Below are 25,439 nucleotides of genomic sequence, written 5' to 3'. Positions count from 1 at the left end.
TTTGATAAAAACCGGTATGCCAACTTATATCGGATAGATAAAAGTAGAACAGAGCGAAAAGGGTGCATTAACCCAAAAGGAAATTGACATTACCGGCTTTTTTCTTGTATGGAATTGTTTGCTATAGCAGCGATTGAGTATAGACTGGTGATTTTTCAATCATTCTGCTGCAAGTTCCTGTTTGTTTGTATAAGATGCGGCTAATGTACATATCCGTTTCAAATAGAAAACTTTTTATTTTCTCGGTTTTAAATAAATTCTTGCAACTCTCAAAGATTAATATTTTTCAACATGAAACCACAAGCATTACTTAAAGTTGCTTTTATTTTATCCTTTCTTTAAGATTAAATTTAATTTTAGAGACCTCGTGGTAAGTAATATAATGTATAGGTAAAAAATTAACTTTGTGGCGTTGAACGGTTTGAAGATTGAGAACGTGCAACTTTATTTTTTAATACAAACGCTACTTTTTTAGTTTATGTCTTATTCCATATTAATTGCCGATGATCATTCGCTTTTTCGTAAAGGCCTAGAATCAACATTGAAGCTTATTCAAGTAATTAAAAAAATTGATCAGGCTGAAAATGGATTAAAGGTTATTGAACATTTGCGCAACAATCCGGTCGACCTTATATTTATGGATATTAATATGCCGCAACAAGATGGCATTGCAACTACAAAAATAGTTAGTAAGGAATTTCCTTCGGTAAAGGTTATCGCCTTAAGCATGCTTGATGATAAGGATAACATAATTGAAATGTTTAAAGCAGGAGCTTCGGGATATTTACTCAAGAATACTAACAAGACTGAGATTCAAGAAGCAATAGAAGAAGTAATGGATGGTGGTAAATACTATTCGCGTGAAGTGAGTGATATATTGCTTCAAAAAATGATCAATTTAAATTTGCATAAACCAACTCATTACATCGAACCTTTAACCGATCGCGAAAAGGAAGTGCTGTGTTTGGTTTGCGAACAATACTCAACGAAAGAAATTGCCGAAAAACTCTTCCTAAGTGAAAAAACCATTGAAGGACATCGGTTAAAACTGCTTCAGAAAACGCAAAGCAAAAATATGGTTGGCCTGGTTATTTTTGCCTTAGAGCACAAGATTTATGAACCTCATTAATTTAGTTAAACTTTTTTAATTAATAATTGTTTCATACTAATGAACAACAATTCACCATATATACCCGGTCTGTGTAACATTGGACAAGTTGAAATTAAAGTGCGCCTTGTTATGTGCCTTACAACTGCCATTTTAAGTATTGGTTTACTGTCTTTTTTTATTGCATTCCCGCAGCATTGGATTGTTGCGGTTCTTTTTTTTCTAAGCTTAAGTAACTTCATACTAACATTGTTACAAGTTAAGTATAGGTTTTGTGTTAAGTATGCATTCGATGGAGTTTTTAACTTTTCTGAGTTTGGTAACAAGCAGGAAGTTGGAAATCCTCAGTTTCATAAAATAGATAAGCAAAGGGCGCGAAAATTTATTATTGGTTCTTATCTGGTTGGCTTAATTGTTACCATAGCTGTATATTGGCTGTTCGCAAGTTAATTTTACCTTCCCATTTTATTCGTACTAAATCAATTTTCGATAATTACATTTTCGTAATTAAAATTCATTACACATTATGTTCAGTTTCAAAAAGCAATTACAATTGATTGTTATTTCAAATTAAATTAGATTTGCCACCCCTAAAAACAATAAGATGAGAGAAGTACAATTTAGAGAAGCATTACGTGAAGCATTGAGTGAAGAAATGCGCAGAGATGAGCGCGTATTCCTTATGGGCGAAGAGGTGGCAGAATATAATGGTGCATACAAGGTTTCGCAGGGAATGCTGGACGAATTTGGTCCCAAGCGAGTGATTGATACTCCAATTGCCGAATTGGGTTTTGCAGGTATTGGTGTTGGTGCAGCCATGAATGGCTTGCGACCTATTATTGAGTTTATGACTTTCAATTTCTCGCTGGTGGCAATAGATCAGGTAATAAATAGTGCTGCCAAAATGATGAGTATGAGTGGTGGTCAATTTACTGTACCTATAGTTTTTAGAGGACCCACTGCAAGTGCCGGTATGTTGAGCTCGCAACATTCGCAGGCTTTCGAAAACTGGTATGCCAATTGTCCGGGGTTAAAAGTTGTTGTTCCTTCTAATCCGGCCGATGCCAAAGGATTATTAAAATCTGCAATTCGAGATAATGACCCGGTCATTTTTATGGAGTCAGAACAAATGTATGGCGATAAAGGAATGATTCCGGATGGGGAATACCTTATGCCAATTGGAGTAGCTGATATAAAACAGACTGGCACCGATGTTACCATTGTATCCTTTGGCAAGATGATGAAGGTGGCCTTAAAAGCTGCAGAAGAATTAGCCAAAGAGCAGGTAAGTGCCGAAGTAATTGACCTGCGCTCAGTTAGACCCATCGACTACACAACGGTTATTAACTCAGTTAAGAAAACTAATCGACTTGTAATTGTTGAAGAAAGTTGGCCTTTGGCAAGTATTGCCTCCGAAATAACCTTTATGGTACAACGCCTCGCTTTTGATTACCTCGATGCACCTATTATTCGTGTTATGGGTGGAGATGTGCCGCTTCCTTATGCTCCCACGCTTATCGAAGCCTACTTACCTAACCCTGCTCGTGTTATCGAAGCCGTAAAGAGTGTAATGTATCATAATCAAAATGCATAGAACCTGCGTTTGCAAAACCATTCCATCTTTCCTTTAGTTACAGCATTTTTCTTTTTAGAATTTTTTAATCACATCATAGCAACTCTTCCATTAAAATAGAGTGGCTCATATTTTTAAAAAAAAATATTTCTACTCTTTCATAGTGTAGAATTTACACTATCTTCGCCACTCCATTCTTTTTTTTATGGTAAAAGATTTTGCAAAACCCATTAATAAAATAGCTGTATTTACTTCTGGTGGCGATGGTCCCGGTATGAATGCAAATATACGCGCAGTGGTGCGCACAGCACTTTACCATAACAAAGAAATAGTAGGCATCATGCGTGGGTATGAGGGTATGATTGACAATGAGTTTATACCGATGGATGCACGCAGCGTTAGCAACATCATACACCGTGGTGGTACCATTCTTAAAACTGCCAGAAGCGAGCGCTTCCGCACCAATGAGGGTAGAAGATTAGCTTACGGAAATCTTATTGCCAATGGAATTGATGGAATAATTGCCATTGGTGGTGATGGAACTTTCACCGGTGCCGAAGTTTTTTTTAGCGAGTATGGAATACCAATTATTGGCACTCCCGGAACAATAGATAATGATTTGTATGGTACCGATTATACCATAGGTTATGATACTGCTATCAATACAGCAATAGAAGCAATTGATAAAATTAGAGATACAGCAGCTTCGCACAATAGGTTATTTTTTATAGAAGTAATGGGACGCGACTCCGGCTGCATAGCGCTTGCCGCTGGTATTGGCGGTGGTGCCGAGCATATATTATTACCAGAAAGAAGTACGAGCGTAGAACATTTGGTTGAAGTACTTGAACGAGGAGCGAAAAATAAAAAAACATCAAGTATCGTCATTGTAGCCGAAGGTGAACAGGGCGGAGGTGCATATAAGATTGCTGAAAAAGTTAAAGAGAGAGCAAGCGATTATGATGTTAAAGTTACTGTGTTGGGACATGTGCAGCGTGGTGGTTCGCCAACATGCTTTGACCGTGTTTTAGCAAGTAGGTTAGGGGTAGAGGCAACCGAGGCACTCATACGTGGAGAGTGTCGTAAAATGGCCGGTTTAATAAATAACAAAGTTGTTTTTACTCCATTTGCCGATGCAACCAACAAAGATTTTGTACTTGATAAATCGCTCTTAAGAATTGCTGAAATTTTAGCAATCTAAAAATTTGCAATATGATTGTATTCCCATCCTACAATGAAATTCCTGAATCAATAAAATTGATTACTCCTATACACCAAAGTTGTTTTTGGCAGGTGGTAAGTTAGTGGAGTGGAAGGGAGCTACTGAAGAAGTGCATTCGCCTGTATGCATTCGCGAGGAGGATGGAACGCATCGCCCATTTGTGCTTGGCTCGCAACCCATGATGGACAAGCAAGCAGCCATGATTGCTTTAGATGCTGCAAAAGCCGCCTGGAACAATGGTTGTGGCACTTGGGCAACTATGACGGTTAAGCAACGGATTGAGACCGTGGCATCATTTGCACGTCAAATGAAAGAGAAAAGGGAGCAAGTAGTTAATTTGCTCATGTGGGAAATCGGAAAGTCTTTAGCAGATTCTCAAAAGGAATTTGATCGAACCATAGAATACATTCAGGATACGATTGAATCGCTAAAAAATCTTGATCGTGATAGTAGCCGTATACAAAATCAGGGCGGCATTTATGCGCAGATAAGAAGAGGCCCCTTAGGAGTTGTTTTGTGCATGGGTCCATATAACTATCCCTTGAACGAAACATTTTGCACTCTAATTCCTGCCTTAATAATGGGAAATGCTGTAATCTTTAAACCGGCCAAATATGGTGTGCTTTTACATTTTCCATTGCTCGAAATATTTAGAAGAACGTTTCCTCCGGGAGTAATTAATATAATTTATGGACATGGTGCAGAAACAGCCGGAGCATTAATGGAATCAGGTGGTATTGATGTGTTGGCATTTATTGGTTCTTCACGTGTGGCTAATATTTTAAAAAGGGGACATCCGCAGCCCAACAGACTTCGATGTGCACTTGGGCTTGAAGCGAAAAACCCGGTAATCATTATGCACGATGCCGATATACTAAATACAGTAAACGAAGTAGTTGCAGGTACGCTCTCATACAATGGTCAGCGATGCACTGCTTTGAAAATTGTTTTTGTGCACAATTCAATTAAGAACAAATTTGTCGAAGCATATTGCGCCAAGCTAGATACCCTTGTTGCTGGAATGCCATGGGAAAAGGATGTGATGTTAACACCCCTTCCCGAAAAAGGGAAAGTAGATTACCTTAAGGAGCTAATTGATGATGCCGTTGATAAAGGAGCAATTCTATACAATAATAAGGGTGGCAACATTTGGCATACCTACATGCATCCTGCTGTATTAGTTGATGTAACCAGCGATATGAGAATTTATTACGAAGAGCAATTTGGCCCCATTGTACCCATCATAGGTTTTGATGATGTGCAAACATGTGTTGACTATATTGTGAATAGTAAGTTTGGGCAACAAGCAAGCTTGTTTGCCAGCGATAGTACCAGTATTGCTGACCTCATAGACCCACTTGTAAATCAGGTGTGCAGGCTCAATATTAATGCACAGTGTCAACGAGGTCCCGATGTTTATCCGTTTAATGGTAGAAAAGATTCGGCCGAAGGTACATTAAGTGTAAGCGATGCCTTACGCGTATTTAGTATACGTACCATGGTGGCGGCAAAGTCAAGCGAAACTAATAAGCGTATATTGAGTGAGATTATTGAAAATAGAAATTCGAATTTTTTGAATACCGATTATATACTTTAAACTAATACCTTTAAACAAACTGTAGGATGATACTTGTATGTGACAGCGGAAGTACCAAAGCAGATTGGAAGCTCGCTCACCAGGGTGTTGAGATTGCTGCCTTCAGCACCATTGGGCTGAATCCCTTTTTTCAAAGCAGCGAGTCAGTTGGCGAAGTAATGCTTGCGGTAGATGTTGTAGCCAAACATAAAGAGCAAGTGCATTCCGTTAAGTTTTATGGTGCGGGGTGCTCACATGAATCCCGCAATGCCATCATTGTATGCGGATTGAAAAAAGTTTTTGCAAAAGCAGAGATAACCGTAGGGCACGATTTGTTGGCTGCTGCTTATGCTACCTGCAACGATGAGCCCGGCATTGCTTGCATACTTGGAACAGGAAGCAACTCCTGCTTTTTTGATGGAACTAGAGTTGTTGAACTAAATCATGGCCTTGGCTATATACTAGGTGATGAAGGCAGTGGCTCTTATTATGGAAAAAAACTTTTAGCATATTATTTTTATAACGTGATGCCCGAAGATCTGCGTTTAGAGTTTTACAAAAAATTTAATGTCACGAAAGAGGCAGTGCTCGAAACGGTTTATTTTCAGCCTAATGTAAATGTTTACCTGGCATCTTTCAGTAAGTTCTTATCTGAACACTCTTCGCATCCCTGGATAATAAATCTTGTTAGCAAAACGATGGGTGAGTTTATGGATGTGAATGTGTGCAACATACCAGATTATAAAAAATACCCTGTACATTTCATTGGCAGTATTGCTTTCCATTTTGCGGGCATTCTTAAGTTAGAATCCGAAATAAGACACATTAAAGTAGGGCAAATTATTTCGAAACCTATCCAAAACCTTTTGGAGTATTTTCTTAAAAAAGAAAAGATTCGTCAGTGAGATAACACGCAATTGATTTCCTAATTAGGGCTTTCTTTTTTATATCGGTTGCATAAGGAATCTTTGATCATCAAATGCAAATGCGCACGGAGACAAGGAGGAACACGGAGAAATTCTTTTTTTTTGGAGATTAAATGCAAGGGCGCACAGAGACATGGAGGAACACGGAGAAATTCTTTTTTTGAAGATTAAATACGGGTGGCGCACGGAGACACGGAGCCACGGAGGAGCACAGAGAATTTCTTTTTATATTTTGGGATCGCTGTTTTTTGCCGGTTGCTTATGCAATCTTTGATAAATAAATGCAGGGGCGCACGGAGAAACACGGAGAATTTCTTTTTTTTTTGGGATCGCTGTTTTTGCTGGTTGCATTTGCACTAATATGTAGCTCCTCTTTGACTTTAAATTTTTTTACTTTTTATATTAAGATGCCGACCTGCTTACGTTTTAACGGCTGCATAGATAAAATAGAGCTCCGTAGGAGCGACCTGTTAATAGAATGAATTAGCCCCCCCTAATGTTTATCTCCGTAGTAGCGACACCGTTCTCTTGAAAACGGAGTTTAATCAGCTAGCCCTAATTAGCTAATCTTGTTTTTTTTTGAATTCGGAAGATTACCCAATAGCTTGTTTTATTAAGTCCATCATTGCTTAAATTACAGTTCCAGTTTTTTTACGCTTTCTAAAAAAAAGTGTAACCGGGATTTATTAAAGTATTCGCATTACCAATGCCTAATTTGATATCGCCTCACATGCAGAAATAGTGGGTAATAGAAATCTAAATAAATTACCTTTGCCGCATGGCTCGAATATTGGCAATTGATTATGGAACCAAGCGCTGTGGCATAGCTGCTACAGATTCCCTGCAACTAATTGCTTCGCCTTTGCAAGCTGTAAAGACGAGTGAGTTATTACAATTTTTACAGACATACATTGGCAAAGAGCAGGTAGAGGCAATTGTAATTGGAAAGCCATTGCAGAATAACGGACAACCAAGTATAATTGAACCACAAATACAAAAGTTTATTAAGGAATTGATGCCTAAGCTCAACCACATTCAATTGGTAAGATATGACGAGCGCTATACAAGCAGTCTTGCCATTGATGCTCTTATTAGCTCAGGCACCACACGAAAGCAACGGCAGAATAAAAGTTTGATTGATGTTACAAGCGCAACAATAATTCTGCAATCGTTTTTGCAGGAGAAAGAAATATTAAAACAAAGACAAAGCAGCTGATATGATTTTACCCATTCTAGCTTATGGTGATCCGGTATTGAAAAAAAAAGCGACCGAAGTAAAAAAAGATTACCCGCATCTTAATAAGATTGTCGAAGACATGTTCGAAACCATGTACAGCGCCCATGGCGTGGGTCTTGCTGCACCTCAGGTAGGCTTGTCTATACGGATTTTTGTAGTGGATGCATCTCCCTTTAGCGAAGACGATCCATCGGTTGATGGTTTTAAACGGGTATTTATTAATCCTACTATAACCGAAGAGGATGGCGAACCATGGAAATTTAACGAAGGCTGCCTTAGTATTCCGGGTATCAGAGAAGATGTGATGCGAATGCCGGAGCTTACGATTTCCTACATGGACGAAAATTTTAAGCCTTGTAAAGAACATTTCGATGGAATAATTGCACGTATCATTCAGCACGAATTTGACCATTTGGAAGGGGTATTGTTTGTCGAAAAAATTTCGCCACTGCGAAAGCGCCTGATAAAAAATAAACTGGAGAAAATTGCTTCAGGTATTGCAAGTGCTGATTACAAGATTAAGTTTTATCATAAGCGTTAACCATGCTTATATACCTTATAGGGTTTATGGGTAGTGGTAAAACCACAGTTGGTCGCAAGCTTGCAAAAAAAATGGGGTATAAATTTCTTGACACCGACCAAATGATAGAAGAGCAAACCGGTTTTTCTGTTTCCGAAATTTTTAATTTAAAAGGCGAAACCTATTTTCGGGAAATGGAAAAACTTACACTTACTCAAACACTTCAATACAACAATCATATAATAAGCACCGGAGGGGGAATGCCCTGTTATTATGATAACATGCAGTGTATGCTCGACCATGGAACGGTTATTTATTTAAAGATGAGCCCCAATGCCTTGTATCAGCGAATAGTGAATAGCCGCAAAGAACGACCATTGTTTGCAAATCTCACGCGCGAGCAAACTCAAGAGCGAATAGCATCTTTGTTAAGTGAGCGGGAAAAATATTATGAAAAAGCGCATACGAAACTAGATGCACTTAGTTTGGATATTAATTCGATGGTGGTGTAAGCAACAGAAAAAAATAACTTACTCCGAAATTCCCATCATGCGCAGGAACCAGTCTTTTCTGCGGGTCGAAATTGAAACTGATTCGCCATCGCTCATCACACAATAACCTCCACTGCCTTTTACATATTTAGTAATGTGCAGTTTGTTAAGCAGATGCGAATTGTGTACCCTGATAAAACTATCTTCAGGCAACATGCTTTCATATTCTTTCAGATTTTTACTTGCCAGTATTTTCGAACGTCCCTGCACATGAATATACGTGTAGCTTCCCGAAGCTTCGAGGCGAAGTATTTGCTGAAAAGGAATAAAGTTGAACCCTTCATTATTGGCAACCGGTAAAAATCCGGAATTACGATTTGTGTTTTTTAGCGAATCAATAAATTTGCTAATAAATTGGTGATCGTTGCTTACTGTTGTTTTTTGAACTTTGTCTACTGCCTTTTTTACTTCTTGTATGTCAAGTGGTTTAAGCAGGTAGTCTAAGGCAGCATATTTTATTGCTTGCAACGCATAGCTATCATAGGCAGATGTAAAAATAATATGAGGCGAGGTATATTTAATTTGCATTAGAAAATCAAAGGCGGTGCCTCCTATCAACTGCACATCTAAGAAAAGTAAATCAGGATGTAACGTGTCGTTAAGCTCCACTGCCTCACTCACACTTGCTGCAATACCTATAATGTCAACTTGAGGGCAATTGTCTTGCACGATAAGCCTTAAGGTATTCTGGCTTTGAATCTCATCTTCAATCATTAATGCGCGTATCATAGCTTATGTATTTTAATGGATACAAATATTAATATTTAACCAGTCGGCCATGGGCCTGAAGGGTTCCTGATACTTCAATATGATAAATACCTTGCGGCAAAAAATCTACATTAATTCGGTCTTGCAATTGTCCACGGGTTTGAAATAGCTGCTGTCCTTTACTATTATATATGGTTACCATTACCAAAGACCGGTCGTTTGATATAATCGCAAATTCGCTTCGAGTAGGATTAGGAAAAATTTGTAGCCCATGATATGTGTTATCATCGTTTAAGCCTAAGCCACCGCCACTTTCATTAAATCGTGAGACAAATTCCTGATAGTACTGATTGGCAATAGAAGCATCATGCACCATCAGCGTGTTTTCATCATTTTTGCTGTTTGCGGTAGAACTAAAATTGTGAGAGCCTGTTAATACCAATGCATCATTAGATGCATTGTCCTGATCGATAATCATATACTTGTGATGCAAAATTCCCGGCAGTGCAGCGTGATCATACATAACAATTTTGTTATGCATAACCGCTTCCATTATTAAAAAGCTGGTGCCACCTCCATTGGCACTGTCGTCAAGAATGGCGTTAGCATCTACTCCCCAGCCTACCGTTGCAGCAATGGCATATGCAAGATCATAGCGGGTTATAACCATGGCAGCAAGTTGCAATTGCGTGTTGGCAGTTAATATGGTACGCTCAATTTCCGAATTCACTTTATCCGAAGGTGAAAAATAACATTCTACACGTTTGCCATTAATATTAAACTCATGGGGAGTATTATCCATTTTATCGGGGCCAAATTTTGAATTACTTGCATTTGGAATTGCTGTGTTGCTTCCCCACATTTCTTCAAATTCAATGGTATAAGCTTTTGCCAGTGATTTATCTTGAATAATAATCACATTGTTGGCATCGGTGTTTAGTTGATTGCCGGTCCAATTGGTGCTACCTGTCCATACTACAGCCTTATTTACATCGCTATGATTTGCATCTATTACCACAAATTTATTATGCATGATAGAATAGTAAAACAATGGAAGCTGCGGAGATAATACCACCGGAATATTTGAATTTATAAATGGCAGGCCGTTGTTAGCATTGCTGCCATCGGCAATTATGCGCACCTGTACCCCGCGTGCATAAGCATCATTTATCCCTTGAATGATGTTGCTCGTATTATTATTATCCAGGTTATAGATGGTTATGTCAATAGTGCTTATAGCTCGGTCCATGTATGCTTTAAGGGTATCGTCTATTGCCGAAGTCAATTGCATAGCAAGATTAGTAGGAGGGTTGGCGCGCGTATGATCAACACTGCGGTTGAAGTAGCATTTAATATCTCCCGAACTGCCACTTGCCGTTATATAAATTTCTGAATCGCTAAAGGCAGTATCAGTGCCGGCAACGCTAAAACATTGAGCATAGTAAACTTCGGAAGGCAATCCGCCTGTAACGGTAACTATATGCGATGTAGTATTGCTGTTTCCATATATCACACCTAACTCTAGCAATGGCGTTTTGCCATACTTAATAAAGGACGAAGAGTTGATGTTGGTTTCCCAATCTAGTTCGAAACCCGAAGTGGTTATGTTAACCGGATAGGGCGTCTGTGTAAAATATAAGGAGCCAACAGGCACAAGATCGGCCATCGAGCGCAGCAGGAATTGATAGCTGCTTTGATATTGTGTGCAAATGCCGGTAGCATTCACATTGCCCAAGGGCAATGTTTGTCCAATAAGCGGACTGCCTCCGCGCACATACATTACTCCGGTTTCGCCATTGCTATTCGAAAAATTATAAGTTGCGTTTCCTCCTATTACTGCTCCCGCGTTTGCAAATGATATATTGTCCATTTTAATTAACCAGGACTCATGCATTTCGTCTAATTGAAAAGGAGTTATTAAAGCAGCCGCAGGCAAAAGGTTGCCCGATGAGTTTATGGTGGCATTAGTCAAAGTTCCTACTTCAAGTAAATTTTGAAATTGAACGGTGGCACCTGTTACGGTTATTTCATCTCCAGTAGTTGAGGTGCTTACCAAGTTGCCAAATATTGCAATGTAACCGGTACCATCATTTATATAGCGTATGTTGCTGCCCAATTCAGCTCCGTTTAGACAAACTCCTGTTACCGTTACTGTGCTGCCTACGGGCAATGCACGTGCAGCAGCAATCGAAATGTTTTGCCCACTTAGCGAATTAATAAACGCAACGTATATGGTTATGGTTAAAAAAATATTTTTCATCATCATTTGTAAAACAACAAAGCCCCGATAATTCGGAGCTTTGAATATGATTTTTTTCAATTCTTATTGTACATCATTTATATTGCGTATCATCAATTGCATCGTATTAAACGTGCTAATCAGGCAAGTAACATTCTTTGGTGTAGTTGGTGTAAGCGTGCTTCCAAAGGTAGCCTGGGTGCGGGTGTACAAGATAGCATTATTGGTGCCATCACTAATAGGTAATCCGCTACTGCCACCACTATTGTATCCTACAGCAATACCATTGTTGATGGTTGCATTAGAAATGATGACCAGTGTTGATTCCCACGCCTCCTGATTGTTTATTATATCCTGAACAGTTGCTGCCTTAGGTGTGATGGTGCCGGTACCGGTTTTGGCAGCATTGGCATTGGGCACATTGGTTATTTGCAGTAAACCGTTAAACTCAGACAAGGTCATGCCACTAACATCCACTTCTACTTCATCGTTTAATGCAAAGGCATGCGTTGCTGCAAATCGAACCACTATACCACCTTTGCTATCCTGAATAAACATGTTGCGTGTATCTACATTTCCATTGTCTTTATCGCTGATTACAATGCCTTTTATTTTTTTCGAACCATTCACTACCGTAATTCCATTATTAAAATCGGTGCGAATGGAATCAAGCGTGGTAAGTGTTGGTGTTCCTCCGCTGCCATTGCAGCGTAGTTTCGTAAATGCTACATCACGGGTATCACGTATTTTTAATTGAAAGTCATTGTTATATCGTTGACAAATAGCTGTAATAGTGCCGTTTAATTTGGGTACCGTATCGCCTGCAAATTTTGAATACCCACTACTGCGCAGTATTATCGTATTTCCATTGCAGTCATTAATGTCTTTGTTTAAGTCTAATTTATTTATTGCATCTGCATAGGTGCTGTTTATGGAGGCTGCATCAAATTCAACATTTTTCAAGCATACCAATGTGTTCATATGGTCGTCAGTAATGTTGGCAATGTCAACCGTATCAACCATAACAGGATGATAATAGCTGCCTTTTACTATTATGGAATTTACTAAAGTTAATGGTATACGTGCAATACTTCCTTGGGTGTCTATATAACCGCCAAAAGTTATCAGTTCATTTGTTTTATCCATCCAAAGGTCTTTGCACTTAACAAATACTCTGCGGCCCACCGGATAGTCGGTATAAAAGTTTGACATGTCTATTTGGATTGACATACCACCTGTTTCATCTTGTATAATGAGCTCTTTGTAGATGTTTCCTTCGCGATCATCTGCTGCAACTATACCTACTACGTAAACATCAGTTTTTATTTTTGTGGTATCGCCATCATACAATGCAAGCAGGTTTTTTATACTAATTCGTACACCGCTTACTACAGGATCTGAACCACCAGTTGGCGGAGGGTCAACTTCGTTTTTTACACAGGAGGCAAACGCACTAATTAATAGTAGTGCGTAGATTAATTTTTTAAATTGATTTTTCATATGATGAATGTTATTTGTTTCTTTATTTTAATTGGACAATCTTATTGGTTTTAGTTCATTCGGAATACAAGGTTAATAAAATAGGTTCTGCCAAAGCCATAATATAAGCGTGGTTGCGCATTTTCGGCAAAGGTTGTAAGCGATTTGTCGAAACGCAATGGCTCAAATGCACCGGTAACTAAGTCGGTATTATTCAGCAAATTATTTACCCCTACATTAATAACAATATACATAGGTCGCTTAAGCGATTTTATATTATTATTTAATCGATAACTCCAGCCTCCAAAAAAGTCGATGGTATATTGACCATCATATTGAGTTTGTTTTAAAATGTCGTTCCACAATTGCGAACCGGGTTCTACCAGGTCGGTTGCTGAGGTAGTTCTTCTGTATTGATAAACGTCAGCATATATTTGAGCAAAATAATTTGCATTTAAACTTACAAACCAAAAGTTTTTAGAACGGTAACTAATGCCAGCCGTGTAAGCAGATTGAGGGCCTGTGGCTACATGGAAATTTTTAATATAAACTGTTTCGTCTTTTACCAACTGCTCAGCAGTATTATCTTGCGTGATGGTTAGCTTGGGACGATCGGTGTAAACGAATTGACCAATGGATGCTGCTCCGCTTAATGTTATACCATGTGGAAGCAATGATTCGAGTGCAAGCTCAATTCCTTTGTGGGTCTTATTTATAGCCGTGTTTGTAAAATTTACAAAGGCATTTTCTTCAAATGTAAAGGCACTAAAGGTGTTATATTGATTTTCGAATGTTGTATAATATGCTACTGCACGACCTCTAAGTTTGGGAGCACGCAAAAAGTAGCCGGCTTCTAACCCCATTATATTTTCGTTAATAAGGTTTGATGCAATTTGATTGCGAACTCGTGGTGCAGCATAAACATTGTCAAACAAGGGTGCGCGCGTTAAGGTCATTGCATTTGCGAAAACATAATTGCGTCCGTTTATTTTGTAGGTAGCACCTCCCTTAAGTGCATAGTTTGTAAACGATTGTTTTGCCGATTTGCCGTAGCTTTCATCAGCAAAATTTCCATTTCGCATATTTCCATTTCTGTAAAATCCGGTGTTTGATAATTCGGCAGAAGCAAACAAATCAATCTTTGCAAATCTTGCTGTTGCCGATGCCCATCCGGTGCCTTTGCCTACTACCGCGTCATAGTCATATCCAAAGCGGTCGCCTTCTTTTAAAATGCGGTTAGGATTATTAAGATCGCTTTGAAATAATGGCAGCGAATAATCAGTGCTGTCTAAGCTTGCAAATCGATTGATGTCTACATAATAGTCAGCTCCCATTAAATCTCCTATTACCTTATAGTAGTTTGATTTTTGGAATTGATAAGTTAATCCTCCGTTTACCGAAATATTATCACTAATCATTGTATTGATATATGTATTGAAGTTGAAAATTGTATGGTCAATTCTTCTTTCTTCTAAAACATAACGTGCATAAGCACCGGTTATATTTTTTCCGGCTACTCCATCCACATTTTCAAATGTTTCAACATTGAGGCGATTTGCTTCGTACAATTGATCCCATTGCACCTGCATCATATTTGGATTGTCTTTTAAATAGGTGGCTACTGCATTGGCAGCTTGCGGGTCATTATAGTAGCTAGGTAAATTTTTATAATACTCAGGTCGTGGGTCAGGCGCATTAAACCAATCAAAAGCTGAACGCGAATTTCTTCCTACCGTAATGGTTGCTGCGCTTATGACTTGCGTGCGGTTATTTATATTCCACTCATGGGTAAGTATGGCAGTAGGGTCAAAAGATTTTGCAACCGAAGAATTACGCATTTTTCCGTTTTGGTAACCCCAAAACGAATTATAATATTTATCGCCAGCAAGTTCTATTTGCTCCAGGGTAGCAGGAGCCGCACGCCCCGAACTGTTTGGTGTGCCAAAGGTTGTGAGGCTAAGCATGTGCTTAGCATTTATTTTTTTATCAATAGCTAAAAAATAGCTGGTACCGTCAAAAAAAGTGCCTTTTATAAAGCCTTCTTGTGCCCACCTGCGCGAAATGCTGGCAGCAATAGACCAATTACCTTTTAACCATCCACTTCCATATGTTAACATAAATCGATTATCGTAGGTGCGGTTGCTTATTGCATAAGATGCCTGCAATTGCTTACGCTGATGCGAGGCTCTGCTGTCTATTGAAAAAGAACCTCCAACACCACCAAACGTATAGGTGCTTTGTGCCAAGCCCAACGATGTCTCGCGACTTCGCATTACATCATTCAACCCACTCCACAAAAAGAACATGGTGCGCCCGGTAACAAGGTCGGTGGTGGGGCTGCCATTCATAAGGGTTACAAAATTTTCGGCATCATAACCACGCAAGCGAAAACGTGCTGCACTAAAATTAAATGAGGTGGCTGCAACAAAAACATCGCGCGATGCATTTAGAACACTTGCCACCATTTGAGATGAACCGCTGCCGCCATCATCGGCAACTACAACGGTGGTGCCATTATCTATTTGTGCTTTATAGTCGTCTGCCTGCAAGGTAATCAGGCTTAACACCATTTCGGGTTGGTCAACCTTAATTACTTTGGTAATCATTTCAAAGCCTTCACCTTGTATTTGCATGGTATAACTACCATAGTTAATGTTGGTAATCTCGAATTTTCCTGTTGCATCAGCAGAAACTTTTTGATTAGACTCTAGTAGCAAAATGGTTATGCCTGATAGGTTTTCATTGTCGGCATCGCTGCCTATCTGGCCTTTAAGTTTTGCCTGTTGTGCCTGCAGGCTTAGTAATCCGAATAATGCGAGCGATAGTGCAAATATTTTTTTCATAAAAAATAACTAATTTTATTGAAGGGACCGCAAATGTAAAAGTTTAATGTTAGGCTAATATTATTATCTTTTAACAGTAGTCTAATTAAAAATTGCAAAAGGAAGTTGCTTTTTGCCTCAATAATACTATTGCCCAAAGCCAATAGGCAGGTAATCTTAAGGTCAATACCTTGTTTAATAATAATAGTGGGGTAAGAATGAAGTGATTGATACATATGTTACACTGTACTTTATACTTATAGCTTAAATTGGAGCTATACATTGATGGATGTCAATAGTCAAGGTGCATAAACAGTTAAATTTTCTTATAATGGGTTTGCCTCCATAGTCTATTTTGAATTGTTTGTTGCACCTTAAAAATGTATTAGGTCAATGCAGGGCAAATATGATAGTGGTTAGGCAATAATTTATCCGGTTCAATTTTATACTATTGCAGCACTATAAATTTAAAGTATGGAATGGATACGATTGATGGTGCTGTCAGATTTGCTGCAAGCAAAAGTTATATTGAGCAAGCTTGAGAGCAATAATATTGATTGCAATTTGATTGAAAAAAAAGACTCTTCGTACGATTCGCTATATAGTGAGTACGAGATCTATGTTGTTGCTGGGCAGGAGCATCTTGCTAAATTAGTAGTTGAAAATCAATGAGTAATTTTTGGCAACGCACCTTTACCGGGGCGGCATTTGTAATAGTTATGTTAGGCGCAGCTTGGCTGCATGCATATGCTTTCATTTGTCTGTTTTTGCTAATAGCACTTACAGGTTTAAAGGAATATAGCAACCTGATGCAAAGGCATGTGCCATTTAACTCCACATTATTAAGCATTATCGGGGCAATTGTTTATTCATCTTCCATTTATGCTAGTCATCAACAACCCAATTATTTACTTCCGGTTTTTGTAGTTTGTTGTTTTGTTATTTTGTTATACGAGTTATTTGCTGCAAGGCAACAACCTTTTAGTTCTGCTACGGCTGCTATGGGAGGCTTAATGTACGTGGTCTTGCCCTTTGTTGTATTTGTAAACATGAGTATGAGAGGAGGAGATTATAATTTCCATTTTGTGCTATGTTATTTTATATTGCAATGGACAAGCGATACAGGCCAATATCTTGCAGGGCGAAGTTTTGGTAGAAGTAAACTGTTTGAGCGTATATCACCAAAAAAATCATGGGAAGGATTAATAGGAGGGTTGATATTGACTATTGCCGTTGCTTGGTACTTGAGCACCCGTTTTGATTTTATCTCCAAGGTCGATTTTGTAATTATATCCATTATCATAGTTGTGTTTGGCACCTTGGGCGATTTAATAGAAAGCATGCTAAAGCGCAGTGTGGAGGTAAAAGATTCGGGAAATATTATGCCTGGTCATGGCGGAATACTCGATCGCTTTGATGCATTAATAGGGTCAGCTCCTTTTGTGTACTTTTATCTTGAGCTTTTAAAACCATTATTGCCTTAGATATTTATTAATTTAGCTTTTGCCGAATGTAAAAAAGTTGCCCTTGTTTACGCTTTTATCTAGCAACAACTAAATATAAACCATTCTTCCTAAGCCTATATATTGAATGTAATTTTTTCCACGTTTATCATTCACTATCTTTGCGGTAAATAAAACAGCATGTATAATTTTAACAGCATAGAAGAAGCGCTTGAGGATATAAGAAAAGGCAAGGTAATCATAGTGCTTGATGATGAGGATCGCGAAAATGAAGGAGATTTTGTGTCTGCTTCGCGCAGTGCAACTCCGGAGTTAATAAATTTTATGGCAACACATGGCCGTGGTTTAATTTGTGTTTCGCTTACCGAAGAGCGCTGCCAACAACTAAAGCTTGACATGATGGTTGATAATAATACCTCCACAAATACAACAGCGTTTACAGTTTCTGTTGATTTGCTCGGGCATGGCTGCACAACTGGTATTTCGGCAAGCGACCGTAGCAAAACCATACAGGCATTAATAAATCCGAGTATAAAGCCGGAAGAACTTGGCCGCCCCGGACATATTTTTCCGCTTAAAGCAATGAATGGTGGCGTACTAAGAAGAAGCGGACATACCGAAGCGGCAACCGACCTTGCTCAGTTGGCAGGTTTTGAGCCCTCGGGCGTGCTGGTAGAAATTATGAATGAAGATGGCACCATGGCACGTACACCCGACCTGATGATTATTGCCAAAAAATTTGATCTTAAAATAATCACGATAAAAGACCTTATCAAATATAGGCTTGCCCATGAATCTTTGATTGAGAAAGAAGTGGTAGTTAAGTTACCGACTCAGTTTGGTGAATTTGATTTGCACGCTTATAAGCAAACCAATAATGATCAGGAACATTTGGCTTTGGTAAAAGGAGAATGGAAAAAAGACGAGCCGGTTTTAGTCCGTGTACATTCCTCATGCATTACAGGAGATGTTTTTGGCTCGTGCCGGTGCGATTGTGGACCGCAATTGCACAAGGCCATGGAAATGATAGATGCTGCAGGCAAAGGCGTTATTGTGTATATGAATCAGGAAGGGCGCGGCATTGGTCTTCTGAACAAATTAAAAGCTTATAAACTGCAGGAGTTAGGTCGCGATACGGTAGAGGCCAACCTTGAACTTGGATTTAAAATGGATGAAAGAGATTATGGTGTGGGAGCGCAAATACTGCGCGATTTGGGTGTAAGTAAAATGAAGTTAATGACAAATAACCCAACTAAACGAGCAGGGCTTATTGGTTATGGTCTGGAGATTGTAGATAATGTTCCCATATACATTCAATCAAATGTTCATAATCATTTATACCTTCAAACAAAGAGAGATAAAATGGGGCATAACATTCAACTTGACGAGAAGTCGTAATCCTTTTTTAAAACGAATGCAAAGACCTTTAATTATTTTAGCAGCACTAATCATGACAACCATGGTTGCTTTGTCGCAAAAGACTAGCGATAAAAAAATTGTAAACATTTATCATGGCGACACCATTAACCGCAAAGATGCTAAGGGATGGAAGCAGGGAAGTTGGTATAAGTTTCATAAAAACGATACCGTGTTTTATAAAGGGCAATTTGCTGACGATACGCCTTATGGCACTTTTACTTATAACTATGCGACCGGAAAAAAGGAGGCTGAATTAAAATTTGATAACACCGGAAAAAAGCCGAAGCCGTTCATTATTATGAAAATGGCAAAATTAAATCGAGAGGCAACTACATTAATCAGCTTAAAGATAGTACATGGTTATTTTATCAAGAATTTGATTCCTTAGCATCTATCGAAAATTATAAAGCCGGAAAGTTAGATGGTGAATGTGTGGTTTATTACCGAAATGGAAAAATTTCAGAAAAAAAGAATTATGCAAACCAAAAACTTAATGGCTCTTTCCGCACGTATTTTGAAAATGGCAAACCCAAAGAAGAATCAACTTATAAAAATGGGTTGTACGAAGGATACTTTAAGTTGTACCATCTAACCGGTTTTGTCTATTTAGAAGGCCCTTATAAAAACGGCAAGCGACAAGGCACCTGGAAACTGCATAAAGAAGATGGAAGCATTATTGCGACCGATGTTTATAACGAAGGACGATGTCCTGAAAAAAATATTGATAAGGCAATGGATAGTTCGGGAAAACAATAAGCCGCAAGTTATTGGGCAATGCTACTGAGAGGCAAAAAGTTTAAAGATCTTTTACAAATCCAGTTAAGTTACTCCAATTAGCTTCGAACAAAGCGCGCTGATAAAAGAATGCCTGAGAGCGCGAAATTTTTTGTCCATTAATGGACGAAACAATGTAATTGAATTTCTTTCCCTTCAAAAATGTAAACAAATCTGTTCCTTGAAATTCGATTTTGTAAGAGGCTATGCGCTGCTCATTAATCGGATTAAGTGGAGTTTCATTTATGTGAATAATGAGCTCCATTGGAGCAAAGATTATTTTACTGCCAGCGCCTTTGCGCCATATTTCGCGCACTTCGCAGCGGTTTACTTTAATATCAGGTGCCGAAAGATTGGCAATATCAATATTGCCAAGTTCAGCAATTTTGTCCAGATGATTGAGTAAATATATTTCAAGCGCATCTAAAAATAAATCTCCGTTTTGTGCAAGTTCATCGTCTAGTTTTACACTACGTTCAATAAAATAGGATACCATTTTTTGTGGTTCGCTGCTGGCAAATAGCGTTGTATTAAAACCAAGGTTGCCTATATATTCTTGTTTAATCTTCTCACTATCTATACTAGATTTTACTGGCTGACCGGCAAATTGCAAAATGTCAAAATTGAATTTTTTGGTATTTAGCAAAAGCGCAAGCGTTTGGTTATGGTTTCCATCTGCAGCAACCCCTAATTTTATTTTTTGCAAAACACTGCTTATGTCCTTGTATTCGATATAGCCATACGAAACATCTTCGCCCGCTGCGGTTTTATTGGTAAACATAAATCCAATGGTGGTTGCCTGAATTTCGCGGGTCGAGCGTTTCCAGTTTTCGAAAATGTAAACAAACTTTTGATCTTTAAAGCTGGTTTTAGAATTTCGCTCTATATCTTGAAGTGTGCTACCCATCAAGTATATGTCTTTGCTATGCGAATCCCAAAGTACAATGCGGTTGTTTATTATTTCGTTATATACCACTTCATTAAAAAGTTTAACAAAGTCGCCATCGTCAATGTCTTTACTTGCATTGCTTGATGCTCTAATTAATACAGGAATAGTTTCTTCCTTGGCATAAGCAAACACAATATTTAGTAACAATAAAGCTAAAAGAATTAATCTTTTCATCCTGCTATTTTCCTCTTCTTATTTTTCATTTGCTAAATTAGAAAAAAAATGTGTTGAAACCTTAAATTTAATAAATATTAAGGAAACGAGTGGTTGGCTTTATTTTATTAAAATGAAATTGAGTACTTTTTTAAGAATAAATAATTGAACTTTCTGAAAAAAGAATCAAAAAGCCCAATCTCAAAAAACCTAATGCCCCACCACAAACTTTTGCCAATACCTACGCTCCTCACTTTGTATGCTGATAATGTAAATGCCATTTGATAAACTACTACAATCAATTTGAGTAGCATCCGTATTTATCTTCAAACTTTTAACTTCTAACTTCAAACTCCCCAATGCATCATATACTGTTACCGTTACATCTGTGCCCTGCATATCTATTGGCACTTGCAAATTTAATATATCGCTTACCGGATTTGGATATACCGTTAGGGTCTTCTCCTTAAATATTGCCATATCCTCAGCACTAAGGGGTACACTATTGCCAAGTGTGTCTATTTTGATTACCGTGGGTAGGCGTACATTATTATTGCTTCCAGGAACCGTAACTCCGGCTATTGCAATACCGCCATCTTGTGTAAGAACTGATGATGAGGGTAAAAACCGCTTATTTGGAATAGGGATAGGCTTACTATAAAGCAAATCTCCATTATTATCATAAAACAAAAAGTCATCATAACTACATCCAAACAATATATCAGGACTAATGCGAATAACAGGACGGGGGTTGAAATAAGATGTAGTTTTTGTTTTAAGTGTGTCGCCAGTAGCCCTATCAATTTTAACATAATTATATTCTGGATAGCCACCCCCTTCACCTATAAGCGCAAAGTTACTATCAGGTAATAAGAAGATATAACCTGCTCCTATATTTCCAGAAAATGAAATATTATTTCCATACCATTGATTCCAAATTAAATTGCCTGCCGAGTCGAAGTAGTTGAGTATAAACGGTTGCAGTGTTTGCGAAGGAGCATTGCCAGAGGTTAGTATGTTGCCGAGACTATCTTCCAATATTTTGTATGCCCCACCCTGACAAAACTGTGTCCATTTTATATTAAACAAACTATCGGTACGTATGAGGCCGTATAAACCTGCACTGGGACCTGTACTGCCTATAAGCACATCGCCATTGCGTGCACGATACACACAAACCGGATAGGCAAAACCAAGTAAAGCATAAGGCACGGTATCACTTATTTGCCATGTTTTGGGATTGATAACTGCGCTTTGTATGCCATGCACTCCGTTTTGTGATTGTACAGCTGCTAAGATTAAGGAGTCGTTGAATGTGATGTGATTCCATACAGCATATATAGGTGGTGATGCTACAAATTTACTGATAGAATCTCCTAAAGAATCTAAATGGAAAAATACTGTTTTTGAGGGCACCCAATTAATACCGTAAAAAACTAAACTACTATCTCTCTGTTCTGATATGGAAAAAGTGGAATACTCTCCTGAGCTATCATACATTTTTGTAAAAAGATTTTGCGCATTGCAACGACTTTCAAAAAAAACTACTGCCAACAAGACTAATAGTCTTGATGGCTTAACAATTCTAAATTTTTTCATTTCTATTAAAAAAACTATTTGATAACTGTAAAAGGTATATTCTTATTTGAATTTTTGCCAGTGGTTGGTGTTATCACCAACAACTGAAAATTGAATCTCTCCAACTACTTCTTTTTTTTTCATTGTTTTTTATTATTAGTTTTTTTTTCACAACATTTTTTCCTCACCACAAACTTTTGCCAATACCTTTGCTCATCACTTTGAATACTGATAATGTACAAGCCATTTGATAAACTACTACAATCAATTTGAGTAGCATCCGTATTTATCTTCAAACTTTTAACTTTTATTTCAAACTCCCCAATGCATCATATACTGTTACCGTTACATCTGTGCCCTGCATATCTATTGGCACTTGCAAATTTAATATATCGCTCACCGGATTAGGATATACCTTTAGGGTCATCTCCTTAAATATTGCCATATCCTGTGCGCTTAGTGGCACACTATTGCCAAGGGTGTCTATTTTGATAACGGTGGGCAGGCGTTTGTTTATGTTATTAAGATCAGGTACGGTGGTGCCTGCAATTGCAATACCTCCATCTCTAGTTAATACTGCTGAAGATGCAGTAAAATGTGGAAATGGCATTGGAAGTGGCTGGCTGTAAAGTAAATCGCCATTTAAATTATAAAATTCAAAAAAGTATTTGCTACATACAAATAACTTGTCGGAACTCACTCGAATGGCTGGGAAGGGCCTACTATTATATAATGTTTTTGTACTTATAGTGTCTCCCAAGATACGGTCAATTTTAATAAAATTGTATTCAGGACTCCAACCTCCATATTCACCCATAAGTATAAAGTTACTATCTGGTAATAAGAAAATATTACCCGAACCTATATTTCCGGAAAAGGAAATATTATTTCCATACCATTGATTCCAAATTAAATTGCCTGCCGAGTCGAAGTAGTTGAGTATAAACGGTTGCAGTGTTTGCGAAGGAGCATTGCCAGAGGTTAGTATATTGCCGAGACTATCTTCCAATATTTTAAATGCACCACCAGAACAAAATTGTGTCCACTTTACATTAAACAAACTATCGGTGCGTATGAGGCCATACATACCTGCACTGGGGCCTGCACTGCCTATAAGCACATCGCCATTGCGTGTGCGATACACACAAACCGGATAGGCAAAACCAAGTAAAGCATAAGTTGTTATCACTTATTTGCCATGTTTTGGGATTGATAACTGCTTTGTATGCCATGAACGCCATTTTGCGATTGTACAGCTGCTAAGATTAAAGAGTCGTTGAATGTGATGTGGTTCCATAACAGTCCAAATAGGTGGTGATGCATTGAATTTTATAATTGAATCTACCAACTGAATTAAGTATGTGAAAAATAATTTGGCAGAAATTTGATTGTATTCATCTAGCATAAAATACGAGACTACTATCATTTAACTCTGATATTGAATATGCAAAATACTTGCCTACTGAGTCATACATTTTAGAAAAAAGGCTCTGTGCTTTACAACGACTATCAAAAATCAATTGTGCAACAAGACTAATAGTCTTGATGGCATAACAATTTAAATTTTTTCATTTCTATTAAAAAAACTATTTGATAACTGTAAAAGGTACATTCCTATTTGAATTTTTGCCAGTGGTTGGTGTTATCATCAACAACTGAAAATTGAATCTCTCCAACTACTTCTTTTTTTTTCATTTTGCCAGTGGTTGGTGTTATCACCAACAACTGAAAATTGAATCTCTCCAACTACTTCTTTTTTTTTCATTGTTTTTTATTATTAGTTTTTTTTTCACAACATTAATGCCCCACCACAAACTTCTGCCAATACCTTTTATCATCACTTTGAATGCTGATAATGTAAATACCATTTGATAAACTGCTGCAATCAATTTGAGTAGCATCCGTATTTATCTTCAAACTTTTAACTTCTAACTTCAAACTCCCCAAAGCATCATATACACGCACCGTTACATCTTTACCTTGCATATCGTTTGGTATTTGCACATTTAATATATCACCTACCGGATTGGGATAAATAGTTAGAGTGGCCTCCTTAAATATTGCCATATCCTCTGCGCTAAGGGGTACACTATTGCCAAGGGTGTCTATTTTGATAACCGTGGGGAGACGTACATTAATATTACTTCCCGGTACTGTAACCCCAGCTATTGCAATACCTCCATCTTTTGTAAGTACTGATGATGAGGGTAAAAACCGCTTATTTGGAATAGGAATAAGCTGTTTATAAATCAAATTGCCTGATGCATCATAAAATCTAAAGCTATCGTAATCGCACAAAAAATATTTATTTGGGGAAACTTTCAGTGCCGCAGCAGGACAACAAGTTTTTAGTTGGTTCGTATGTATAGTATCACCCGTTGCTCTATCAATTTTTATAAAGTCATATTCTGCCGAAGTATTGGACTCGCCAAATAAAATAAAATTACTATCAGGCAGCAAAAAAATATAACCTGCGCCTATATTTCCGGAAAAGGAAATATTATTTCCATACCATTGATTCCAAATTAAATTGCCTGCCGAGTCGAAGTAGTTGAGTATAAATGGTTGCAGTGTTTGCGAAGGAGCACTACCAGAGGCAAGTATATTGCCAAGACTGTCTTCCAATATTTTAAATGCCCCACCCTGACAATATTGTGTCCACTTTACATTAAACAAACTATCGGTACGTATGAGGCCGTATAAACCTGCACTGGGACCTGTACTGCCTATAAGCACATCGCCATTGCGTGCACGATACACACAAACCGGATAGGCAAAACCAAGTAAAGCATAAGGCACGGTATCACTTATTTGCCATGTTTTGGGATTGATAACTGCACTTTGTATGCCATGAACGCCATTTTGCGATTGTACAGCTGCTAAGATTAAAGAGTCGTTGAATGTGATGTGGTTCCATACAGTCCAAATAGGTGGTGATGCATTGAATTTTATAATTGAATCACCAACTGAATTGATGTGAAAAAAATTGGCAGAAATTTGATTGTATTCTCTAGCATAAAATACGAGACTACTATCATTTAACTCTGATATTGAATATACAAAATACTTGCCTACTGAGTCATACATTTTAGAAAAAAGGCTCTGTGCTTTACAACGACTATCAAAAAAACTACTGCCAACA

At 38.0% G+C, this 25,439-nt stretch carries 21 protein-coding genes and 2 pseudogenes; 14 read left to right on the top strand and 9 right to left on the bottom strand.

Annotated features, from left to right (window positions below; genetic code table 11):
• Positions 1–478 precede the first annotated feature (478 nt).
• From IPO27_01365 to IPO27_01325, 9 genes and pseudogenes are all read left to right on the top strand, one after another.
• Entirely contained in the window at positions 479–1,129 is a 651-nt protein-coding gene (locus IPO27_01365; GenBank protein MBK8845255.1) for a response regulator transcription factor, read from the top strand.
• Between the two features lie 39 nt (positions 1,130–1,168).
• Positions 1,169–1,558 carry a hypothetical protein gene (locus tag IPO27_01360; protein ID MBK8845254.1) on the top strand — a complete coding sequence of 130 codons (390 nt, stop codon included), beginning with the start codon at positions 1,169–1,171 and terminating at the stop codon, positions 1,556–1,558.
• A gap of 154 nt (positions 1,559–1,712) precedes the next feature.
• The gene (locus IPO27_01355; protein ID MBK8845253.1) at positions 1,713–2,702 is read left to right on the top strand and encodes a pyruvate dehydrogenase complex E1 component subunit beta; all 990 of its coding nucleotides are present in this window, start codon (positions 1,713–1,715) and stop codon (positions 2,700–2,702) included.
• 184 nt (positions 2,703–2,886) lie between these two features.
• Positions 2,887–3,882 (top strand): 6-phosphofructokinase, encoded by a 996-nt coding sequence (gene pfkA / locus IPO27_01350; GenBank protein MBK8845252.1) that lies wholly within the window; start codon positions 2,887–2,889, stop codon positions 3,880–3,882.
• 11 nt (positions 3,883–3,893) lie between these two features.
• A pseudogene (locus IPO27_01345) lies at positions 3,894–5,500 on the top strand (NADP-dependent glyceraldehyde-3-phosphate dehydrogenase).
• 26 nt (positions 5,501–5,526) lie between these two features.
• A complete protein-coding gene (locus IPO27_01340; protein MBK8845251.1) occupies positions 5,527–6,384 on the top strand; it encodes an N-acetylglucosamine kinase in 858 nt (285 codons plus the stop codon).
• A gap of 799 nt (positions 6,385–7,183) precedes the next feature.
• Positions 7,184–7,621 (top strand): Holliday junction resolvase RuvX, encoded by a 438-nt coding sequence (gene ruvX, locus IPO27_01335; GenBank protein MBK8845250.1) that lies wholly within the window; start codon positions 7,184–7,186, stop codon positions 7,619–7,621.
• Position 7,622: 1 nt separating this feature from the next.
• Entirely contained in the window at positions 7,623–8,183 is a 561-nt protein-coding gene (locus IPO27_01330; GenBank protein MBK8845249.1) for a peptide deformylase, read from the top strand.
• A 2-nt stretch (positions 8,184–8,185) separates the two neighbouring features.
• Entirely contained in the window at positions 8,186–8,674 is a 489-nt protein-coding gene (locus IPO27_01325; GenBank protein MBK8845248.1) for a shikimate kinase, read from the top strand.
• A gap of 18 nt (positions 8,675–8,692) precedes the next feature.
• On the opposite strand, the gene IPO27_01320 is transcribed toward IPO27_01325, so the two are convergent.
• From IPO27_01320 to IPO27_01305, 4 genes are read right to left on the bottom strand one after another with little or no spacing between them, the layout of a single operon-like run.
• A complete protein-coding gene (locus tag IPO27_01320; protein MBK8845247.1) occupies positions 8,693–9,442 on the bottom strand; it encodes a response regulator transcription factor in 750 nt (249 codons plus the stop codon).
• A 28-nt stretch (positions 9,443–9,470) separates the two neighbouring features.
• The gene (locus IPO27_01315) at positions 9,471–11,741 is read right to left on the bottom strand and encodes a T9SS type A sorting domain-containing protein (GenBank protein ID MBK8845246.1); all 2,271 of its coding nucleotides are present in this window, start codon (positions 11,739–11,741) and stop codon (positions 9,471–9,473) included.
• A gap of 3 nt (positions 11,742–11,744) precedes the next feature.
• Complete coding sequence (locus tag IPO27_01310; GenBank protein ID MBK8845245.1) at positions 11,745–13,160, bottom strand: hypothetical protein; 1,416 nt, start codon at positions 13,158–13,160, stop codon at positions 11,745–11,747.
• Between the two features lie 50 nt (positions 13,161–13,210).
• Positions 13,211–15,982 carry a TonB-dependent receptor gene (locus IPO27_01305; GenBank protein ID MBK8845244.1) on the bottom strand — a complete coding sequence of 924 codons (2,772 nt, stop codon included), beginning with the start codon at positions 15,980–15,982 and terminating at the stop codon, positions 13,211–13,213.
• A gap of 453 nt (positions 15,983–16,435) precedes the next feature.
• On the opposite strand from IPO27_01305, the gene IPO27_01300 reads away from it, so the two are divergent.
• The 5 genes and pseudogenes from IPO27_01300 to IPO27_01280 all read left to right on the top strand — a co-directional run bounded on the left by IPO27_01300 (position 16,436) and on the right by IPO27_01280 (position 19,599).
• On the top strand, positions 16,436–16,633 hold the full coding sequence (locus tag IPO27_01300; GenBank protein ID MBK8845243.1) for a hypothetical protein: 198 nt from the start codon (positions 16,436–16,438) through the stop codon (positions 16,631–16,633).
• On the top strand, positions 16,630–17,445 hold the full coding sequence (locus tag IPO27_01295) for a phosphatidate cytidylyltransferase (GenBank protein MBK8845242.1): 816 nt from the start codon (positions 16,630–16,632) through the stop codon (positions 17,443–17,445). Before IPO27_01300 ends, IPO27_01295 begins: the two co-directional genes overlap by 4 nt.
• Before the next feature lie 159 nt (positions 17,446–17,604).
• Positions 17,605–18,822, top strand: a complete 1,218-nt coding sequence (locus tag IPO27_01290) for a bifunctional 3,4-dihydroxy-2-butanone-4-phosphate synthase/GTP cyclohydrolase II (GenBank protein MBK8845241.1) — start codon at positions 17,605–17,607, stop codon at positions 18,820–18,822.
• 303 nt (positions 18,823–19,125) lie between these two features.
• Positions 19,126–19,182: pseudogene (locus IPO27_01285) on the top strand (hypothetical protein).
• Between the two features lie 93 nt (positions 19,183–19,275).
• Positions 19,276–19,599: a hypothetical protein gene (locus tag IPO27_01280; GenBank protein ID MBK8845240.1), complete on the top strand. Its 324-nt coding sequence runs from the start codon at positions 19,276–19,278 to the stop codon at positions 19,597–19,599.
• 40 nt (positions 19,600–19,639) lie between these two features.
• Here IPO27_01280 and IPO27_01275 read toward each other — a convergent pair whose 3' ends face one another.
• The 5 genes from IPO27_01275 to IPO27_01255 all read right to left on the bottom strand — a co-directional run bounded on the left by IPO27_01275 (position 19,640) and on the right by IPO27_01255 (position 25,384).
• Positions 19,640–20,740: a hypothetical protein gene (locus IPO27_01275; GenBank protein MBK8845239.1), complete on the bottom strand. Its 1,101-nt coding sequence runs from the start codon at positions 20,738–20,740 to the stop codon at positions 19,640–19,642.
• A 189-nt stretch (positions 20,741–20,929) separates the two neighbouring features.
• Positions 20,930–22,318, bottom strand: a complete 1,389-nt coding sequence (locus IPO27_01270; protein ID MBK8845238.1) for a T9SS type A sorting domain-containing protein — start codon at positions 22,316–22,318, stop codon at positions 20,930–20,932.
• Positions 22,319–22,437: 119 nt separating this feature from the next.
• Positions 22,438–22,593 (bottom strand): T9SS type A sorting domain-containing protein, encoded by a 156-nt coding sequence (locus IPO27_01265; protein MBK8845237.1) that lies wholly within the window; start codon positions 22,591–22,593, stop codon positions 22,438–22,440.
• Between the two features lie 11 nt (positions 22,594–22,604).
• Positions 22,605–23,486 (bottom strand): hypothetical protein, encoded by an 882-nt coding sequence (locus tag IPO27_01260; protein MBK8845236.1) that lies wholly within the window; start codon positions 23,484–23,486, stop codon positions 22,605–22,607.
• Between the two features lie 608 nt (positions 23,487–24,094).
• Positions 24,095–25,384 (bottom strand): T9SS type A sorting domain-containing protein, encoded by a 1,290-nt coding sequence (locus IPO27_01255; protein ID MBK8845235.1) that lies wholly within the window; start codon positions 25,382–25,384, stop codon positions 24,095–24,097.
• Positions 25,385–25,439 lie beyond the last annotated feature (55 nt).

This window comes from Bacteroidota bacterium, assembly GCA_016714535.1.
In the GTDB taxonomy this organism is placed as follows: Bacteria; Bacteroidota; Bacteroidia; order AKYH767-A; family OLB10; genus JADKFV01.
This window is presented reverse-complemented; position numbering and strand designations above follow the sequence as displayed.

Coding starts and splice junctions, on each gene's coding strand:
- pfkA (MBK8845252.1), top strand. CDS start 2,887: ATGGTAAAAGATTTTGCAAAACCCATTAATAAAATAGCTGTATTTACT.
- IPO27_01255 (MBK8845235.1), bottom strand. CDS start 25,384: ATGTATGACTCAGTAGGCAAGTATTTTGTATATTCAATATCAGAGTTA.
- IPO27_01355 (MBK8845253.1), top strand. CDS start 1,713: ATGAGAGAAGTACAATTTAGAGAAGCATTACGTGAAGCATTGAGTGAA.
- IPO27_01305 (MBK8845244.1), bottom strand. CDS start 15,982: ATGAAAAAAATATTTGCACTATCGCTCGCATTATTCGGATTACTAAGC.
- IPO27_01270 (MBK8845238.1), bottom strand. CDS start 22,318: ATGAAAAAATTTAGAATTGTTAAGCCATCAAGACTATTAGTCTTGTTG.
- IPO27_01340 (MBK8845251.1), top strand. CDS start 5,527: ATGATACTTGTATGTGACAGCGGAAGTACCAAAGCAGATTGGAAGCTC.
- IPO27_01360 (MBK8845254.1), top strand. CDS start 1,169: ATGAACAACAATTCACCATATATACCCGGTCTGTGTAACATTGGACAA.
- IPO27_01310 (MBK8845245.1), bottom strand. CDS start 13,160: ATGAAAAATCAATTTAAAAAATTAATCTACGCACTACTATTAATTAGT.
- IPO27_01290 (MBK8845241.1), top strand. CDS start 17,605: ATGTATAATTTTAACAGCATAGAAGAAGCGCTTGAGGATATAAGAAAA.
- IPO27_01320 (MBK8845247.1), bottom strand. CDS start 9,442: ATGATACGCGCATTAATGATTGAAGATGAGATTCAAAGCCAGAATACC.
- IPO27_01365 (MBK8845255.1), top strand. CDS start 479: ATGTCTTATTCCATATTAATTGCCGATGATCATTCGCTTTTTCGTAAA.
- IPO27_01300 (MBK8845243.1), top strand. CDS start 16,436: ATGGAATGGATACGATTGATGGTGCTGTCAGATTTGCTGCAAGCAAAA.
- IPO27_01330 (MBK8845249.1), top strand. CDS start 7,623: ATGATTTTACCCATTCTAGCTTATGGTGATCCGGTATTGAAAAAAAAA.
- ruvX (MBK8845250.1), top strand. CDS start 7,184: ATGGCTCGAATATTGGCAATTGATTATGGAACCAAGCGCTGTGGCATA.
- IPO27_01275 (MBK8845239.1), bottom strand. CDS start 20,740: ATGAAAAGATTAATTCTTTTAGCTTTATTGTTACTAAATATTGTGTTT.
- IPO27_01325 (MBK8845248.1), top strand. CDS start 8,186: ATGCTTATATACCTTATAGGGTTTATGGGTAGTGGTAAAACCACAGTT.
- IPO27_01295 (MBK8845242.1), top strand. CDS start 16,630: ATGAGTAATTTTTGGCAACGCACCTTTACCGGGGCGGCATTTGTAATA.